General features: G+C 68.4%; 15 protein-coding genes. 7 read left to right on the top strand and 8 right to left on the bottom strand.

From position 1 onward, the window contains the following. Nucleotides 1–18: 18 nt before the first annotated feature. A complete protein-coding gene (locus tag J7495_RS19580; RefSeq protein WP_294058661.1) occupies nt 19–1350 on the top strand; it encodes an MFS transporter in 1332 nt (443 codons plus the stop codon). Nucleotides 1351–1487: 137 nt separating this feature from the next. Further along, nucleotides 1488–2588, top strand: coding sequence for a pyridoxal phosphate-dependent aminotransferase (locus J7495_RS19575; protein WP_294058660.1), 1101 nt, complete (start codon nt 1488–1490; stop codon nt 2586–2588). Nucleotides 2589–2598: 10 nt separating this feature from the next. Here the strand turns inward: J7495_RS19575 and J7495_RS19570 are convergent, their stop codons facing one another. The 5 genes from J7495_RS19570 to J7495_RS19550 all read right to left on the bottom strand — a co-directional run bounded on the left by J7495_RS19570 (nt 2599) and on the right by J7495_RS19550 (nt 10328). Continuing rightward, on the bottom strand, nt 2599–4209 hold the full coding sequence (locus J7495_RS19570; RefSeq protein ID WP_294058659.1) for an MFS transporter: 1611 nt from the start codon (nt 4207–4209) through the stop codon (nt 2599–2601). Beyond that, nucleotides 4206–6287 (bottom strand): PQQ-dependent dehydrogenase, methanol/ethanol family, encoded by a 2082-nt coding sequence (locus J7495_RS19565; RefSeq protein WP_294058658.1) that lies wholly within the window; start codon nt 6285–6287, stop codon nt 4206–4208. The genes J7495_RS19570 and J7495_RS19565 overlap by 4 nt, the downstream gene beginning before the upstream one ends. Beyond that, nucleotides 6284–7465 (bottom strand): alpha/beta hydrolase, encoded by a 1182-nt coding sequence (locus tag J7495_RS19560; protein WP_294058657.1) that lies wholly within the window; start codon nt 7463–7465, stop codon nt 6284–6286. Before J7495_RS19560 ends, J7495_RS19565 begins: the two co-directional genes overlap by 4 nt. A gap of 7 nt (nt 7466–7472) precedes the next feature. After that, on the bottom strand, nt 7473–8705 hold the full coding sequence (locus J7495_RS19555; RefSeq protein ID WP_294058656.1) for an FAD-dependent monooxygenase: 1233 nt from the start codon (nt 8703–8705) through the stop codon (nt 7473–7475). 132 nt (nt 8706–8837) lie between these two features. After that, on the bottom strand, nt 8838–10328 hold the full coding sequence (locus J7495_RS19550; RefSeq protein WP_294058655.1) for an aldehyde dehydrogenase family protein: 1491 nt from the start codon (nt 10326–10328) through the stop codon (nt 8838–8840). Between the two features lie 233 nt (nt 10329–10561). Between J7495_RS19550 and J7495_RS19545 the strand changes: the two genes are divergently transcribed. Further along, nucleotides 10562–11974 carry an aldehyde dehydrogenase family protein gene (locus J7495_RS19545; RefSeq protein WP_294058654.1) on the top strand — a complete coding sequence of 471 codons (1413 nt, stop codon included), beginning with the start codon at nt 10562–10564 and terminating at the stop codon, nt 11972–11974. Between the two features lie 102 nt (nt 11975–12076). Here the strand turns inward: J7495_RS19545 and J7495_RS19540 are convergent, their stop codons facing one another. Then, nucleotides 12077–12967 (bottom strand): amidohydrolase family protein, encoded by an 891-nt coding sequence (locus J7495_RS19540; RefSeq protein ID WP_294058653.1) that lies wholly within the window; start codon nt 12965–12967, stop codon nt 12077–12079. A gap of 125 nt (nt 12968–13092) precedes the next feature. On the opposite strand from J7495_RS19540, the gene J7495_RS19535 reads away from it, so the two are divergent. Together J7495_RS19535 and J7495_RS19530 are read left to right on the top strand one after the other, a co-directional pair. Next, complete coding sequence (locus tag J7495_RS19535) at nt 13093–13479, top strand: c-type cytochrome (protein WP_294058652.1); 387 nt, start codon at nt 13093–13095, stop codon at nt 13477–13479. Further along, a complete protein-coding gene (locus J7495_RS19530) occupies nt 13476–13925 on the top strand; it encodes a heme-binding protein (protein ID WP_294058651.1) in 450 nt (149 codons plus the stop codon). The genes J7495_RS19535 and J7495_RS19530 overlap by 4 nt, the downstream gene beginning before the upstream one ends. Before the next feature lie 120 nt (nt 13926–14045). On the opposite strand, the gene J7495_RS19525 is transcribed toward J7495_RS19530, so the two are convergent. Both J7495_RS19525 and J7495_RS19520 read right to left on the bottom strand, forming a co-directional pair. After that, nucleotides 14046–14435 carry a carboxymuconolactone decarboxylase family protein gene (locus J7495_RS19525; RefSeq protein WP_294058650.1) on the bottom strand — a complete coding sequence of 130 codons (390 nt, stop codon included), beginning with the start codon at nt 14433–14435 and terminating at the stop codon, nt 14046–14048. Nucleotides 14436–14440: 5 nt separating this feature from the next. After that, nucleotides 14441–15373: an alpha/beta hydrolase gene (locus J7495_RS19520; protein ID WP_294058649.1), complete on the bottom strand. Its 933-nt coding sequence runs from the start codon at nt 15371–15373 to the stop codon at nt 14441–14443. 166 nt (nt 15374–15539) lie between these two features. On the opposite strand from J7495_RS19520, the gene J7495_RS19515 reads away from it, so the two are divergent. Both J7495_RS19515 and J7495_RS19510 read left to right on the top strand, forming a co-directional pair. Beyond that, complete coding sequence (locus J7495_RS19515; protein ID WP_294058648.1) at nt 15540–16325, top strand: aldolase/citrate lyase family protein; 786 nt, start codon at nt 15540–15542, stop codon at nt 16323–16325. Next, on the top strand, nt 16322–16663 hold the full coding sequence (locus tag J7495_RS19510) for a carboxymuconolactone decarboxylase family protein (protein WP_294058647.1): 342 nt from the start codon (nt 16322–16324) through the stop codon (nt 16661–16663). Before J7495_RS19515 ends, J7495_RS19510 begins: the two co-directional genes overlap by 4 nt. Nucleotides 16664–16826 lie beyond the last annotated feature (163 nt).

Genomic DNA, 16826 nt, shown 5'->3' with positions numbered 1-16826 from the left:
GCCTAGGAGCGAGTCGCCATGTCTGCTTCGTCAGTCCCCGTGTCCGATGCCGAGCGCGACGCACGCGCGCTCCATGCCGACGGCCATCACCGGGTGCATCCCGGCGAGATCGCGATCGGAGTGATCATCGGCCGCACGTCGGAGTTCTTCGATTTCTTCGTCTATGCGATCGCTTCGGTGCTCGTGTTCCCGAAGCTGATGTTTCCCTTCGCAGACGCACTCTCGGCGACGCTCTATTCCTTCGCGATCTTCCCCCTCGCCTTCCTCGCGCGGCCGGTCGGCACGCTGATCTTCACGAGCATCGACCGCGCCTATGGCCGCGGCGCCAAGCTGACGATCGCGCTGTTCCTGCTCGGCGGCTCGACGATGGCGGTCGCCTTCCTCCCCGGCTATGCCACGCTCGGCATCGGGGCGCCGCTGCTGCTCGCGCTGTTCCGCATGGGCCAGGGCACCGCGCTCGGCGGCTCGTGGGACGGGCTCGCCTCGCTGCTCGCGGTCAACGCGCCCGAGAACAAGCGCGGCTGGTATGCGATGATCCCGCAGCTCGGCGCGCCCTTCGGGCTCATCGTCGCCAGCCTGCTCTTCGCCTTCTTCGTCGCCTCGCTGCCGGCGCAGGACTTCCTCGACTGGGGCTGGCGCTATCCCTTCTTCGTCGCTCTCGCGATCAACGTGGTGGCGCTGTTCGCGCGGCTGCGCATCGTGGTGACGCCCGAATATGCCAAGCTGTTCGAGAATCGCGAGCTCGAGCCCGCGCCGATCCTCGAGACGCTGCGCTCCGAATGGCGGATCGTGGTGATGGGCGCCTTCGCCCCGCTCGCGAGCTTCGCGATGTTCCACATGGTGACGGTGTTCCCGCTCTCCTGGGTGTTCCTGTTCACGCACGACAGCCCGGTGCGCTTCCTGGTGATCGAAGCGATCGCCGCGTCGATCGGCGCGGTGGCGATCGTCTTCTCGGGCTATCTCGCCGACAGCTTCGGGCGCCGCAACCTGCTCGGCGCGCTGGCGGCGGCGATCGCGGCGTTCAGCGGCTTCGCGCCGCAGCTGCTTGCGGCAGGCACCGGCGGCGAGATCGTGTTCATGGTGCTGGGCTTCATCCTGCTCGGCCTGTCGTTCGGCCAGTCCTCGGGCGCGCTCTCGTCGAGCTTCTCGCCGCGCCACCGCTACACGGGCTCGTCGCTGACCTCGGACCTCGCCTGGCTGTTCGGCGCCGGCTTCGCGCCCTATGTCGCGCTGTGGCTGGCGACGACGCAGTTCGGGCTGCTCGCCGCGGGTGCCTATCTCCTCTCGGGCTGCGCCGGCACGCTGGTCGCGCTGTGGCTCAACCGCGAGCTGGGCAAGTCGATCGAATAGCTCTCTCCAGCCGTCATCCCGGCGAAAGCCGGGACCCAGGGCCACAAGCGATGTCTTCTGCAACCCTGGGTCCCGGCTTTCGCCGGGATGACGATAAAGAGTAAGAGCGGCCGGGACCCAGGGGGAGAGCCGCGCCGATGCGCTATGTCCGCATGCCGATCGAAGTCGAGTCGCCGGAAGAATATGGCTACGGCAACATCCGCTACAATCTGTCCGAGAGCTCGATCACCGATCAGTCGCTCGGCAGCCTGGGGCTGACGATCCCCGACCTCACGCTGCTCTACAACGAGCATCGCGGCAGCCCGCGCCTGCGCGAGCTGATCGCGGCGGCCGCGCCCTCGCTCTCGGCCGACGACGTGCTCGTCACCGGCGGCGCGGCCGGCGCGCTGTTCATCATCGCGACGTCGCTGCTCGGGCCCGACGACCAGCTCGTCGTGATCCGCCCCAACTATGCCACCAACCTCGAGACGCCGCGCGCGATCGGCTGCGAGATCGCGATCGTCGACCTCGCCTTCGAGACCGGCTTCGCGATCGACCTCGACGCGATCGCGGCCGCAGTGACGCCGCGCACGAAGCTGATCAGCGTGACGTGCCCGCACAACCCCACCGGCACGATGATGGCCGAAGCCGACCTCCGCGCGCTCGCGGACCTCGCCGCCCAACGCGGCTGCCTGCTGCTCGTCGACGAGACCTATCGCGACTTGTCGCTGGGCGAGCCGCTGCCCCTCGCCGCCTCGCTCGGGCCGCACGTCATCAGCGTCTCGTCGCTGTCCAAGGCCTATGGCGCGCCGGGGATTCGCGTGGGCTGGATCGTCAACGGCGACCCCGCGCTCCAGGAGAAGTTCCTCGCCGCCAAGGAGCAGATCAGCATCTGCGGCGCAGTGCTCAACGAGTGGGTCGCCGAGCAGATCCTCGAGCAGCGCGACGCCTTCCTCGCGCGCACGCTCCCCGAATGGCGGCGCCGGCTCGACCGCGTGGCGGAGTGGATCGCCGGCGACGAGTTGCTCGAATGGGTGCGGCCGCAGGGCGGCGTCGTCTGCCTGCCGCGGATGACGGTCGAGCCGATGGGTGGGTGCGACGGCTTCTACCGCCGGCTGCTCGGCGAGCACGGCACCTATGTCGGCCCCGGCCATTGGTTCGAGCTCTCCGACCGCTATTTCCGCCTCGGCTTCGGCTGGCCGACCTATGACGAGCTGGAGGCGGGGCTCGCGGGCATCTCGGCGACGCTGCGCGGATAATCGTTCCAACCTATGAAGGCGCGGATGAAGCCGGATCGACCTCGAGCGCCCAGCCGATCTCGGGCGGCCAGGCGCCGCGGTGGAGCGCGCGGATACGGTCCTCGTGCGCCGCATCGGCATGGGTACGGCGCTGGTTGTGGCGGACATATTCGAGCCAGCTCGGCACCTGATAGGTCTCCACCCAGCGCCGCGGGTTGGCGAGGTCGCGCGCGAGCGACCAGCGCCGCGCGCCATCCCTCCGCCGGATGCGGCGGCGGTGCGTCATCGCGCGGAGGAAGTCGGCGGCATCCTCGGGCTCGATGCGATAGCCGATGGTGATCGTCACCGGCCCGCTCCTCGGCTGGACGGGCACTTCGGTGGTCGGCTCGCGCCAGCGCCTGAGCGGGTCGAGGTTGAGCCCGTCGACTTCGGGCAGCCGCACGACCTGACCGATGAGCACCGCGACCATCTGCAGCCCCGCTGCAGTCAGCAGCGCATTGCGGATGCCATAGGCGCTCGCCACCGCCCCGAACGCCGCCGCGCCCAGCGACAGCCCCGCGAATGCCGAGGTCTGATAGAGCGCGATCGCGCGCGCCACCACCCAGCGCGGCGCCGAGAGCTGCATCGTCACGTTGAGCGTGGTCATCGTCAGGATGAACCCCGCGCCGGCCAGCACCAGCGCCGGCAGCGTGACGAACAGCGTGTGGCTCACCGCCACGATCGCCGCGCCCGCCGCGACGGCGCTCGCGGCGAGGCTCACGATCGCCTGTGCCGAGGCTCGCCCGCGCAGCCGCCCGCCGAGCAGCGCCCCCGCCACCGATCCGAGCCCGAAGGCGCAGAGCAGCAGCCCGTAGACGATCGCGCCGCCGTGCATCAGGTCGCGCGCGATCACGGGCATCAGCGCGCTCGTCGCGCTCGCGAAGCTTCCGAACATCACCGCGCGCGCCATCACGCGCAGCATCGCCGGCGTCATCGCGACGTAGCGGAGCCCGCTCGCCACCGCGCTGCCGATCCGTTCGGGCGGCAGCGTCTCGCCCTGATGCTCGGGCCGCCAGCGCCGCAGCACGACGATCAGCCCGATATAGCTCACGCTGTTGGCCAGGAAGGCACCCGCCGCGCCGACGGTGGCGACGATCGCGCCGCCGATCGCGGGGCCGGCGGTGCGCGCGAGGTTGAACGACACGCTGTTGTAGGCCACCGCCGACGACAGCGCCGGCCGCGGCACCAGTTCGCCGACCGAGGCCTGCCAGGCAGGTCCGTTCACCGCCATCCCGCAGCCGATCAGGAAGGTGAAGAGCAGCAGCGACACCGGCGTCACCAGCCCGGTCGCCGCGAGCACCGCGAGCAGCAGCGAGACGACGAACATGAAGACCTGCGCCGCCAGCAGCACGCGCCGCCGGTCGAAGCTGTCGGCGATCGCGCCGGCGACCAGTGCGAGCAGCATCACCGGCAGCGTCACCGACGCCTGCACCAATGCGACCATCCGCGGCGTGCCGGCGAGCTGGGTCATCAGCCACGCGGCACCCACCGACTGGATCAGATAGCCGAAATTGCCGACGAGGTTGGCGATCCACAGCGCGCGGAACAGCGGGAAGGAAAAGGGCGAAGGCGCAGCTTCCGGGGCTCCGGACAGGCGGCTCATTCGCCCTTCTCGATGCTCTCCCAATCCTGGTTGGCGCGGCGGATCAGCCAGGCGTGGATCGCCTCGGCATCGTCCTTCGAGATCGTGTCGGCGAAGCTCGCCATCCCCTTCTCCCGCCGCTTGCCGCCGATGACGATGTCGAGGAACTCGGCATGCGTCTCCGGTGACATCCGCCGCAGGTCCTTCACCCCGCCGCGCGCCTGTTCGCCGTGGCAGGTCGAGCAATTCTGCGCATAGAGCTGCTCGCCCCGCGCGATCGTCTCGGCGCTGGCGGTCGTGTCCGCCGGCCGCGCCAGTACCGGCCCGGCATCGGCAAGCGGCGGCAGCTCAGCGGTGCCGCCCAGCTTGAACACCAGCAGCCGCGGCGCCGAGGTCGGGAAGCCGAGCGACTTGACCGTGCTCGAATGCGCGAGCCCCCCGCCCCAGCCGACGTTGATCGCGACATATTGCACGCCGTCGATCGCATAGGTGATCGGCGCCGCGATCCCCACCTGCTGGACCGGCATCTCCCAGACCTTCTCGCCGGTGTCGGCCTTGTAGGCGACGAAGGTGCCGTTCACCGTTCCCTGGAACACCAGGTTCCCCGCCGTCGCGAGCAATCCCCCGCTGCCGCGCACCGGATAGGGCACGCGCCAGCGCTCCTTCTGCGCCACCGGATCCCAGGCGGTCAGCCAGGTCTTGTTGTTCTTCGCGGCGAAGTCAGCCGCGGCCTTGCGGGTGAACTCATAGCCCGTCGTCGAGATGCCGAGCTGGCTCATGTTGCCCGGGCTCTGCCTGAAATCCGGGTTGAGCGCATAGGCCTGGTACATCTCGGTCACCGGGAAATACGCCAGCCCCGTCACCGGGCTGTAGGCCATCGGGTTCCAGTTGTGCCCGCCGCCCGGCCCCGGCGAGACGATCACCGGGGTGACGCCATAGCGCGCCTCCGGGTTAACCCTGGGCCGACCCGTCTTGGGATCGATGCCGTTCGCCCAGTTCATCGCGACGAAGGGCTCCGCCGAGATCAGCTCGCCCGTCGCGCGGTCGAGGACGTAGAAGAAGCCGTTCTTCGGCGCCTGCATCAGCACCTTGCGCAACTTCCCCCCGATCGTCAGGTCGGCGAGGATCATCGACTGGGTCGCGGTATAGTCCCATTCGTCGCCGGGGACGGTCTGGTAATGCCAGACATAGTCGCCGGTATCCGCCTTCAAGGCGACGATCGACGAGAGGAACAGATTGTCCCCGCCGCCGGGGCTGCGATACACCTGCGCCCAGGGCCCGCCATTGCCGGTGCCGATATAGACCAGCTTGAGCTCCGGATCGTAGACGATCGAATCCCACACCGTCCCGCCGCCGCCGGTCTTCCACCAGTCGCCGTTCCAGGTCTTGGCGGCCATTTCGAGGATCTTGTTCGGCTGCGGCTTCGAAGGATCGCCGGGCACGGTGTAGAAGCGCCAGAGCTTCTTGCCGGTCTCAGCGTCATAGGCCGTCACATAGCCCCGCGCCGCGCCCTCGGCACCGGCATTGCCGATCAGCACGCGCCCGTCGAACACGCGCGGTGCACCGGTGATCGTATAGGGCCAGACCGGATCGAGCGTGTCGACGCTCCACACCGGCTTGCCCGTCCTGGCGTTGAGCGCGATCAGCCGCCCGTCGAGCGTGGCGAGGAGGATCTTGCCCTTCCACGCCGCCAGCCCGCGCGTGACGATGTCGCAGCAGGCGAGCTTGCCCTTGTCGCGATCGACCTTGGGATCGAAGCGCCACAGCTGCTTGCCCGTCCGCGCGTCATAGGCGGTGGTGACGTTCCACGGCTCGATATTGTAGAGCACCCCGCCGATCATCAGCGGCGAGGCTTCGACGCCGCGATCCACCGGCAGATCGGCGTACCAGGCCAGCCCGAGCTGGCTCACATTGCCGTCATTGATCGCCTTCAGCGGACTGAAGCGCTGCTCGTCATAGGTCCGCCCCGGCGCCATCCACTCGCCCGGCGTCTTGTCCGCGCCGACCAGACGGGCCTGATCGACATTTACGGCTTTCTGGGCGCTCGCGATCGACGCGAGCCCGAACAGCAGCAGCGCCGCAACGAACAACCGCTTCATGCGAGCAACCCCTTGCGGCGGCTCCACCCGATCACTGCGTCGAGGCATGCCGCGAGCAGCTCGGGCTGGCCGAGATAATAGTGCGTCGCGCCTTCCAGCCGGACATATTCCTTGTCGGGCGTGGCCAGCGCTTCGAAGATCGCCGGGTTGTGCGTCGCAGGCACGGCTTCGTCGGCGGTATTCTCGATCAGCAGCACCGGCGTGCGGTGGATCTTGGCGGCGTTGAGCGGACCCCTGGCGTTCGACTTGTCATAGCTCCACTGGCTCAGCCACGAGCGCAGCGTGGTGTAGCGCGCCAGGCCCACCGGCCCGACGTTCACCGCGCGCGGATCGCCCATGTAGCTCACCCCCACGCGCCGGTCCGAGGGATCGACCGTGGGGTCGAACCAGCGCACGTCGCACATCGTCCGGTGGACCACGAACGCCCGTTCCTGCTCGGCGCCGCCCGCTGCCCGGAGCCGCGCGAGCTGCGCCTCCGCCCAGGCCGTGATCCGCCGGTTGCGCGCGCGCTGCGCTTCGCGGAAGCGAGTCACGAACTCGGGCGAATAGGGCGGCTGGTTGGGGCAATCGGGCGAGTAGATGTCGAGCTCGAGGTCGCGGTCGTCGGGATCGAGCTCGTTGACCACGGAAGGATCGAGCCATTCGGTCAGCGTCTCGGCGCGCGAAAGGTGCGCGGCGATGAAGATCACCCCGTCCGCCGGCTGGAGCCCCGCCGAGACGAGGTCGACCGGATCGTCGGCGGGCGTCTCGGTGATGCTCGGGCTCTCGGCCTGCGCCTGGTAGAAGAGCGACAGCGATCCGCCGCCCGACCAGCCGAGCAGCACCACCTTCTCATAGCCCAGCGCGTCGCGCGCATGCGCGATCCACTTGCCGAGGTCGATCGCCACCTTCTCCTGGATCAGCGCGCTGTCGTTGCGCGGATAGCGGCTCGCGGCGCACAGCACGTCGAGCCCCGCATCGGCGAGCGCGATCGGCATCGGCAGCAAGTGGAGCACCGAAGTCGGGTGCATGAACACATAGACCGTCTTCGCCGTGGAGTCCGGCCGGCGCATCAGCTGGCCCTCGAGGTTCACATGCCCCGAATTGCCCGCGAAGCCATAGGTCTCGGTGAACTTGGGATTGTCGGCAAAGGAGAGGATCAGCGGGATCCGCGTCCATTCGGCCTTCTGGCTGGTCATGAGCATCTCAGGCCTGGCTTGCGACGACGGCGGCGTCGGTCGTCAGGGGTACGCTGGTCGCATCGTAGCGGAACAGCCATTCATAGCGCGCGATCACTTGCTCGGGCGCCCATTGCGCGTCGACATAGGCCTGGGCGCCGGCCGGATCGGCGAGCGTCGGATTGTGGAAGCGCTCGGTGTTGGCATAGGCGCCCTGCACCACTTTCGTCGTGCGCGGAATGCGCATCGCCTGGTAATGCGCCAGCGCTTCGTCGATCGTCTCGAACTCCTCGAAGGCGCGGCCGAGGATGCAGGCATCCTCCAGCGCCATCACTGCGCCCTGCGCCAGGAACGGCAGCATCGGGTGGCAGGCGTCGCCGAGCAGCGCGATCCGGCCGCGAACCCACTCCGCCATCGGCGGGCGCGAGATCAGCGCCCATTTGAACGGCTGCGGGATCGCTTCGATATACGCATGGACCTCGCGGTTCCAGCCGGGATAATCGTCGTGATATTCCTGGTTGGTGCCGGGCGACGACCAGCTTTCGATCGTCCAGTCCTGGCGCTCGATCACGCTGGTGAAGTTCATCAGCTCGCCGCGGCGGATCGGATAGTGGATCACATGGCCGCCCGGCCCGATCCAGTTCACCCCCACCGGCTTGACCAGCTCGGGCGGCAGCAGCTCCATCGGGATCACCCCGCGCCACGCGACGATGCCGGTGAACTTGGCCGGGCCCGAGCCGAAGGTCAGCTCGCGCGTCTTCGAATGCACGCCGTCGGCGCCGATCACCACGTCGAAGCTCGCCGAGGGCTTGCCGTCGAAGCCGATCGTCACCCCGCCCGCATCGTTGCGCTCGACCTCGACGAAGCGATGATCGAGGTGGATCGCATCGAGCGAAAGCCGCTCGACTGCCTTGATCAGCAGCTGGTGCAGGTCGTTGCGGTGCACGGTGAGGTAAGGGAAGCCGTAGCGCTCGCGCGAGACGACGCCGAGGTCGAAGAGCTTCCAGGTATCGCCCGTGTTCCACAGGCGGATCTCCTTGCCCTCGGGCTCGAAGCCGATGCCGAGCAGCGCCTCCTCCAGCCCAAGGCTGCATAGCACGCGCACCCCGTTGGGGCTGAGCTGCAGCCCGGCACCGACTTCCTGGAGCACCGCCGCCTGCTCGTACACCGACACGTCGTACCCGCGCCGCAGCAGCGCGATGGCCGCGGTCAATCCCCCGATGCCGCCGCCGATGATCCCGATTCGCGGATTGTTCCTCAACGCCGGCACCCCTCCATTTGGTGTCATTTAATTATGACGAATGATGTTCGTCAATATCGCACTGTTTGCAAACTGAACCATCGGCGATCGCTCCGATCCTGGGAGGGAAGACGATGGGTTGCGGCGCGGCCCCTAGAGCGCGATCGCCACGGCCTTGGTCTCGGTATAGGCCTCGATGCCTTCGCGGCCGTTCTCGCGGCCCCAGCCCGATTGCTTGAAGCCCCCGAACGGCAGCGCCGGATCGAGCCCGCCGCCGTTGACGCGCACCGTGCCCGCCTTGAGCTTGCGCGCGAGCCGGTGGGTGGCGCTGAGGTTGTTGCTCCAGATCACTGCGCCCAGGCCGTATTCGGTGGCGTTGGCCTCGGCGGCGATCCGGTCGAGGTCCTCGTCGGCGAACGACATGGCGCAGAGCACCGGGCCGAAGATCTCCTCGCGCCGCACCGCCATATGCGCCTCGGTGCCGGTGAGCACGGTCGGCTGGACGTAATAGCCTTCGCCGTCGATCCGTTTGCCGCCCGCGCGCAGGGTGGCGCCTTCGGTGAGGCCAAGGTCGACATAATGCCGCACCCGGTCGCGCTGCTGTGCCGAGATCACCGGGCCCATCTGCGTGTCGGCCTCGAGCCCCGAGCCGAGCTTGATCGACTCGGCGATCCCCGCGACGCCCTCGACCACTTCGTCGAATCGGTCGCGGTGGACGAACAGCCGTGAGCCGGCGTTGCAGACCTGCCCGGCATTGGTGAAGATCGATCGCGCCGCGCCTTCGATCGCCTTGGGCACGTCGGCATCGGGAAGCACGATCACCGGGGTCTTGCCGCCAAGCTCGAGCGTGACGCGCTTGAAGCTGCCCGCCGCGGCGCGGACGATCAGCCGGCCGACTTCGGTCGATCCGGTGAAGGTCACCTTGTCGACTCCCGGATGCGCGGTCAGCGCCGCGCCGGCGCTCTCGCCGAAGCCGGTGAGCAAGTTGAACACCCCCGCCGGGAAGCCGATATCGGCGATCAGTTGCGCGAGGCGGAGCGCGGTCAGCGGCGTCTCCTCGGCGGGCTTGAGGATCACCGCGCAGCCCGCCGCGAGCGCCGGGGCGATCTTGGCGCAGGCCATCGCCAGCGGCGCGTTCCACGGCACGATCTGTGCCACCACCCCCACCGGCTCGCGCAGCGTATAGGCGTGCCAATTGCCGAGCCCTGAGAGCGCGATCGTCTCGCCGTTGAGCTTGGTCGCCCAGCCGGCGTTGTAGCGGATCACTTCGATCGCGTGCGGCAGGTGGAAGTAGCGCGCGTCGCGCACCGGCATGCCGTTGTTGAGCGTCTCGAGCGCGGCGAATTCGTCGATGTTCGCTTCGAGCGCGTCGGCGAGGCAGTTGAGCAGCCGCGCGCGCATCGCGGGCTTCATCTCGGCCCAGGCCGGGTCCTCCATCGCCGCGCGCGCGGCGCGCACCGCGGCGTCGGCATCGCCCTCGCCTGCCTCGGCGACCTGGGCCAGCTCGGCGCCGGTCGCGGGATCACAGGTCGCGAAGGTCTTGCCGCTCTGCGCATCGACCCATTCGCCGCCGACGAACAGCTGGTGCCGGCTCGCGGCAAAGGCCCGCGCCTTGTCCAGGGAGGGGATTTGCGGTCGGTCCATGGTTGCCGCACTCGTCATCTCAAACACCCTCTCATGCCACAGATTCCCGCGTCGAAGTTACGCCTCGCGCAGAGATGTTCATAACCAATGGCATTATATCTTGTCGAATGCTACTGGCTATCCCGCAAATGCGACCGGAACCGATGCCGTTTCGGTATCAGCTTATTTGCGATTAGGGATTGGACCCGGGCCGGCGAGGCTCGCAGAAGCGATCCAACAGGAGAGGCGCGCGCGTGGACAACGTTTATCATCTTCTCATCGACGGCGAGCTGGTGCCCGGCGCCTCGAGCTTCGACGTCGTCAATCCGGCGACCGCCGAGCCCTTCGCGCGCTGCCCCAAGGCCGATGCCGCGATGCTCGAGGATGCGATCGTTGCGGCGAAGCGCGCCTTCCCTGGCTGGGCCGCGACGCCGATCGACGCGCGCGCCCGGCTGGTCGAGGATCTCGCGGCGGCGCTCGAAGCCCGCGTCGACGAATTCGCCGCGCTGCTCACCGCCGAACAGGGCAAGCCGCTCGACCAGGCGGTGAAGGAAATCCGCGGCTCGGCCTTCGTGCTGCGCGCCTTCGCGGCGATGCGGATCGAGCCGCGTGTGCTCCGCGACGAGGGTGGCGCGCGCGTCACCGAGCATCGCATGCCGCTGGGCGTGGTCGCGGCGATCACGCCGTGGAACTTCCCGCTGATCCTGCTCGCCAACAAGGTCGCCCCGGCACTGGTCGCGGGCAATACGATGGTGTGCAAGCCCGCGCCGACCACGCCGCTGACGACGCTCCTCTTCGGCGAGCTCTGCCAGGCGATCCTGCCCGCGGGCGTGGTCAACGTGATCGCCGACGAGAACGAGCTGGGGCCCGCGCTCACCGCGCATCCGGACATCGCCAAGATCTCCTTCACCGGCTCGACCGGCACGGGCAAGAAGGTGCTCGCCTCCTCGGCGGGCACGCTCAAGCGCGTGACGCTCGAGCTCGGCGGCAACGACGCGACGATCGTGCTCGACGACGTCGATCCAGTGCAGGTCGCCGCCAAGGTGTTCGAAGGCGCGATGCGCAACGCCGGGCAGATCTGCGTCGCGATCAAGCGCGCCTATGTGCCCGAGGCGATGTACGACGTCTTCTGCGCCGAGCTCGCTCGGCTGGCGCGCGAGACGGTGGTCGACGACGGCGCCAACCAGGGCGCGCAGATCGGCCCGGTGCAGAACCGGCTGCAGTTCGAGAAGGTCGCCGCGCTGATCGCCGAGAGCCGCGAACGCGGCACGGTGATCGCCGGCGGCGCGCCGCTCGACCGGCCGGGCTTCTTCATCCCGCCGACGATCGTCCGCGACATCGACGACGAGGCCCCGCTGGTGCGCGAGGAGCAGTTCGGCCCGGTGCTGCCGGTGCTCAGCTACCGCGACCTGGACGAATTGATCGAGCGGGTGAACGGCACCGAATACGGCCTGGGCGGCACGGTGTGGAGCAACGACCTCGATCGCGCGACCGAGGTGGCGCGGCGCGTGACCTCGGGCACGGTGTGGATCAACCAGCTGATGGCGATCGACCCGCGCATCCCGTTCCGCGGGCTCAAGCAGTCGGGCATGGGGACCGAGATGGGCCAGGAGGGGCTCGAGGAATATACCCAGGCCCAGGTGATCAACGCAGTGGCGCTGGCCTGACTCCTACCGTCATCCCGGCGAAAGCCGGGACCCGGGAGTCAAGAGCGACGTCCTCTGCAACCCTGGGTCCCGGCTTTCGCCGGGATGACGGCTTAGGGTGGGTCAGCGCTTCCCCCCGAACACCCGCTGGCCATTGTCGTGCAGCACCCGCGCCCGCTCCGAATCATCCAGCAACGAGGTCGCCTCGATCGCCTGCGCGACCATCTCGGGATAGAGCGTCTTCGTATTGCCGTAGTCCGAACCCCACATCACCCGGTCCGCGCCGTATAGGTTCACTGCCCGCCGCACGAACTCGGCCGCGTCGATCCCCGTCTCGGCGAAGCGGTTCAGATTGATCTGCGTGAACTTGAACACGATGTTCGGCACGTGTGCGAGTTCGGCATGCTCGGGCCCGAGCGTTCCCGCGGTACCGCCCTCGACGCCCGGCCAGCCGCAATGGTCCAGCGCGATCGTCGTCGAGGCGAAGCGCTTCGCCAGCGCCACCACCCGCTGCAATGCCGGGCGCGAGGGCACGCCGGGGGCGTACATCACCACCATCGCCAGCCCATGGTGCGCGGCGACTTCCCACGTGTTCAGCGCGGCGGGAGAATCGAGCCAGGGATACTCCCCAGCCGCATCCGGATAGCCGAACAGCCGCAGCCCTGAGACATTGTGCCCCTCGGCCAGCGCGGCGAGCCTGGCCGGCGTCTCGGGCGAGGCGGCGCTCAGGATCAGCACGGTCGACAGCCGATCGGGATGCAGGTCCCCCACCTCGACCGCATAGCTGTTGTCGGTCTTGTAGACCGTATTGTACTGCACCGCCGCGCCGCCGGTGATGCCGCTCGCGTCCCACAGCCCGAAGATCCGCTCGGCGGTCGCGGGATCGGCCTCGATCCGCTTGCGCACCGCGTCCTCGCCTTCGCGCGCGCCGGTAACGTCGATCGGGAAGCGCTTCAGATCGTTGGTGAAGAAATGGGCATGGGTGTCGAACAGCCTGATCTTCGGCTCGGGCATCCTGGTCTCCGCGTGCTTCTGGTTATCGTCCCGGCGCTATCCCAATTTCGGCTTGCCGGCTAGACTTTATATGTCATAAGCAACTGACATTCGTTATATCGGAATATGACGAGGAGAGGTTTCGCGTGACCAGGCCCCCGTTCTTCCTTGCCGCCGTCGCTATCGCGGTGCCCACGGCGCTGCTCGCCGCACCCAGAACACCGATGCAGGCCGCCGCGACACCGCCGCCGGCCTTCGCCCAGTGCAAGGCCTGTCATACGGTGACGAAGGGCGGCGCTACGATGGTCGGGCCGAACCTGTTCGGCGTGGTCGGCAGCGCGGCGGGGTCCAAGCCCGGCTATGCCTATTCGCCCGGCATGAAGGCCGCCAACCTCAAATGGTCGCGCGCGACGCTCGACACCTATCTCGCCGATCCGAAGAAGGCTGTGCCCGGCACCAGGATGGCGATCCCCGGCGTGACCGAAGCCGAGAAGCGCAAGGCGATCATCGACTATCTGGCGACGCTCAAGTGAAGCCGCTGCTCGCCGCCGCGCTGCTGCTCGCCAGCCCCGCCCAGACCGTGCGCCCCGTGCTCGACTATGCCAGCGCCGCGACGATCCGCGACGGCTGCATCGACTGGGCGAAGGCGCACGGCCTGCGCATGGCGATCTACGTCCTCGAGCCGCATGGCATGGCCGTGACGCTCGCGCACATGGACGGAGTGAACCCCGGCACCGGCGAGATCGCGCTGTGGAAGGCAACCTCTGCCGCCAAGTTCGGACGCGCAACCGCCGACACCGCCGCGATGAACCCGCCGCCCAACGCCCCGAGCATCGCGACGATCGCGGGCGGGGTGCCGGTCTATTCGGCGGAGGGCGTGCTGCTCGGCGGCGTCGGCGTCTCGGGCGGCAAGCCGGCCGAGGACGCCGCCTGCGCGACCGCGGGGATCGAAGCGGCGGGACTCAAGGCTTCGAAATAGCCTGCCGTCGTCATCAAACCATCGTCATCCCGGCGAAAGCCGGGACCCAGGGCCACAGGCAACACGGCTTGCTGCCCTGGGTCCCGGCTTTCGCCGGGATGACGGTGGTGGGGCGCGGCCTCAATAAGCGTCGATCTCCTTCAGCGCCTCGGCCGCCGCAGCCCAGCTCTCCACCCCGCCGGCGACGCCGATGTAGAGCGTCGTCTGGAGCAGCGTCTCTCGGATGTCCTCCTTGGTCGCGCCGTTCTGCACGGCGCACTTGACCAGCCGCTTGAGCGGAACCTGGCGGTTGAGCGCGGCGCAGATCGCCATTGTGATCAGGCTGCGTTCCCGAAGGGTAAGCCCCGGACGCGTCCAGGTCTCGCCGAAGCACGCCGACGTCACGTAATTCTCGAGCGGCTCGTGGAAGTCGTCCGCCGCATCGAGCCGCGCGAGGCTGCCTTCGCCGAACAGCTGCTTGCGCATCTCGCGGCCCGCCTCGAAGGCAGGGTCACCGGTCTTGAGGGCCATGGGTATCAATCCTTGTCGATGAGGGCTCGGAAAGCATCGCCCAACCGTCGCATCTCGCGGCGCGCCGGGGCGGAGAAACGGACCGCGCGGAGGAAGCCGTGCGGCATCTGCGGCGCGATCAACAGCTCGGCGGGGACTCCTGCGAGCCGCAGCCGCTCGGCATAGTCCCGCGCCTCGTCGAGCAGCGGGTCATGCTCGGCGCCAATCAGCAGCGCGGGCGGCAGGCCGCTCAGGTCGGGGCAATGCAGCGGCGGGACCGGCGCAGGGTCGATCGCGTCGCATTCGCGATAGGTGGCGAGCATCATGTCGAGGATCGGTCGCGAAAGCACCAGATCATTGGCGCTGCGATAACCTGGCCGCGTCTCGTCGATGTCGAACAGGCCGTAGCAGAGCAGCTGCGCGGCGAGCGGCGGTCCGCTGCAGTCGCGCACCAGGATCGCGAGCTGCGCGGCGATGAAGCCGCCGGCGCTGTCACCCGCCACCGCGAGCCGGTCGGCGTCGATCCCCAGCGGCCCGGCCATCGCCGCGGCCCAGCACAATGCCTTGTAGCATTGCTTCAGCAGCGCGCGAGGCGTCGTCTCGGGAAGCCGGTCGTAATGGACGCTCACCACCACCGCGTCCGCCGCCTCGGCCAGCGCCATGGCGAGCGGTTCGTAGCTCTCGATGCTGCCGGTGGTGAAGCCGCCGCCGTGGAAATAGACGATCCCGGGCAGCACCCCCTCCCCCGCCGGCCGGTAGAGCCGCACCGGCGTCTCGCCCGCGGCGAAGCTGGTCGTGACCGCCATCCCCTCGGGGCGCGGATAGGCGATGCGATCGGCGTGGAGGTCGGCGAGCAGCCGCGCGGTCTCGAGCGGCGTGCCCGGCGGCGCGACGCGCACCGCGGCGAGATACTCGGCGATTCCCTCGGCAAGCACGGGAGCGCGGACTTCGCTGTTCACATCCTCCCCCGTCCCTGCTTTGATCGGCCGCTCTGATGGGCGCTCATCGCGTGAAAGCTTGGCTTATATCCAGAGCGGTGTCATGTTGAATGGCGTTTGTAAATAGCAACTGCACGTGCCATTCGGCGGCCGGCCGGAACGCGCCGGCGGATCGGGAGAGGGTAACATGTTCAATGCATCGGCGAAGCGGAAGCTCGAGGCCGGCGAGGTGGTGTTCGGCAGCTTCTTCAAGCTCGATTCGCCGCCGATCGTCGAGCTTTACGGGCTCGCGGGGTTCGATTTCCTGATCATCGACGCCGAGCATGGCTGCTACACCCATGCGGGGATCGAGAATATCGTGCGCACCTGCGAGCTCATGGGGATGAGCAGCGTGGTGCGCACGCCCGACGCACTGGAGGCGAACATCCTCCATGTGCTCGACAGCGGCGCGAGCGGGATCCAGGTGCCTTCACTCAAGAGCGCCGAGGACGTCCGCGACGTGATCCGCAAGGCCAAATACTGGCCGCTCGGCGAACGCGGCTCGGCGCGGGCGTGCCGCGCGGCCGCCTATGGCAACATGGGCGCCGACTATGAGGCGCAGGCCAACCGCGACACGCTGGTGAGCGTCCACATCGAGAACAAGGAGATGGTCGAGCAGGTCGAGGCGCTCTGCGCGATCGACGAGCTCGACGTGCTGTTCATCGGGCCCGGGGATCTCAGCCAGTCGCTGGGGCATCCGGGCAATTCGGCGCACCCGGACGTGGTCGCGGCGATCGACCGGGTGATCGAAGTCGCCGCGGGGCGCAAGCACATCGGCACGGTGGTGGCGAGTGCGGCGCAGCTCGAAGGCTATGTCGCGCGCGGGGTGAAGTATATCGCCTGGCTGTCGGACATCGGGATGATGAAGTCGGCGCTTGGCGCGGCGGCGAAGAACTTCGCGCCGTATCGCGCGGGCACGGGAGAGGCGAAATGAAGCGGCCGGCAGGCGGACGGGGCAAGGAATTGGCGGCGGTCGCGCCGCTGCTCGACAAGCTGACCCAGGAAGTGCTCTACGACCGGGTGTGGGAACGCGGCGAGCTGTCGAAGCGCGACCGGAGTCTCATCACCATCACTTGCCTGATCGCGCTCAACCGCGAGCAGACGCAGGGGCATATGGAACTGGGGTTGGAGAACGGGCTGACGGTGGAGGAACTGGGCGAAGCGATCGCGCAGATCGCCTTCTACGCCGGCTGGCCCGTCGCGGTGAGCGCAGCGCGGAAGCTGAAGACGATCGTGGATGCGCAGAGCGATGGCGAGTCATCCAACGCTTAGAGACTGTTTCGAAATGCGCCTCACGGCGCATAGCGGTACCGGCCCGCTCCCCCTCCCGGCCACCCATCGGTAGTATCTTGTGGGTGGCCGGGAGGGGGAGCGGGCCGGTACCGCTATGCGCCGTGAGGCGCATTTCGAAACAGTCTCTAAGCGTTGGATGACT

The organism is Sphingomonas sp. (genome assembly GCF_017745215.1).
GTDB lineage: Bacteria > Pseudomonadota > Alphaproteobacteria > Sphingomonadales > Sphingomonadaceae > Sphingomonas.
This window is presented reverse-complemented; position numbering and strand designations above follow the sequence as displayed.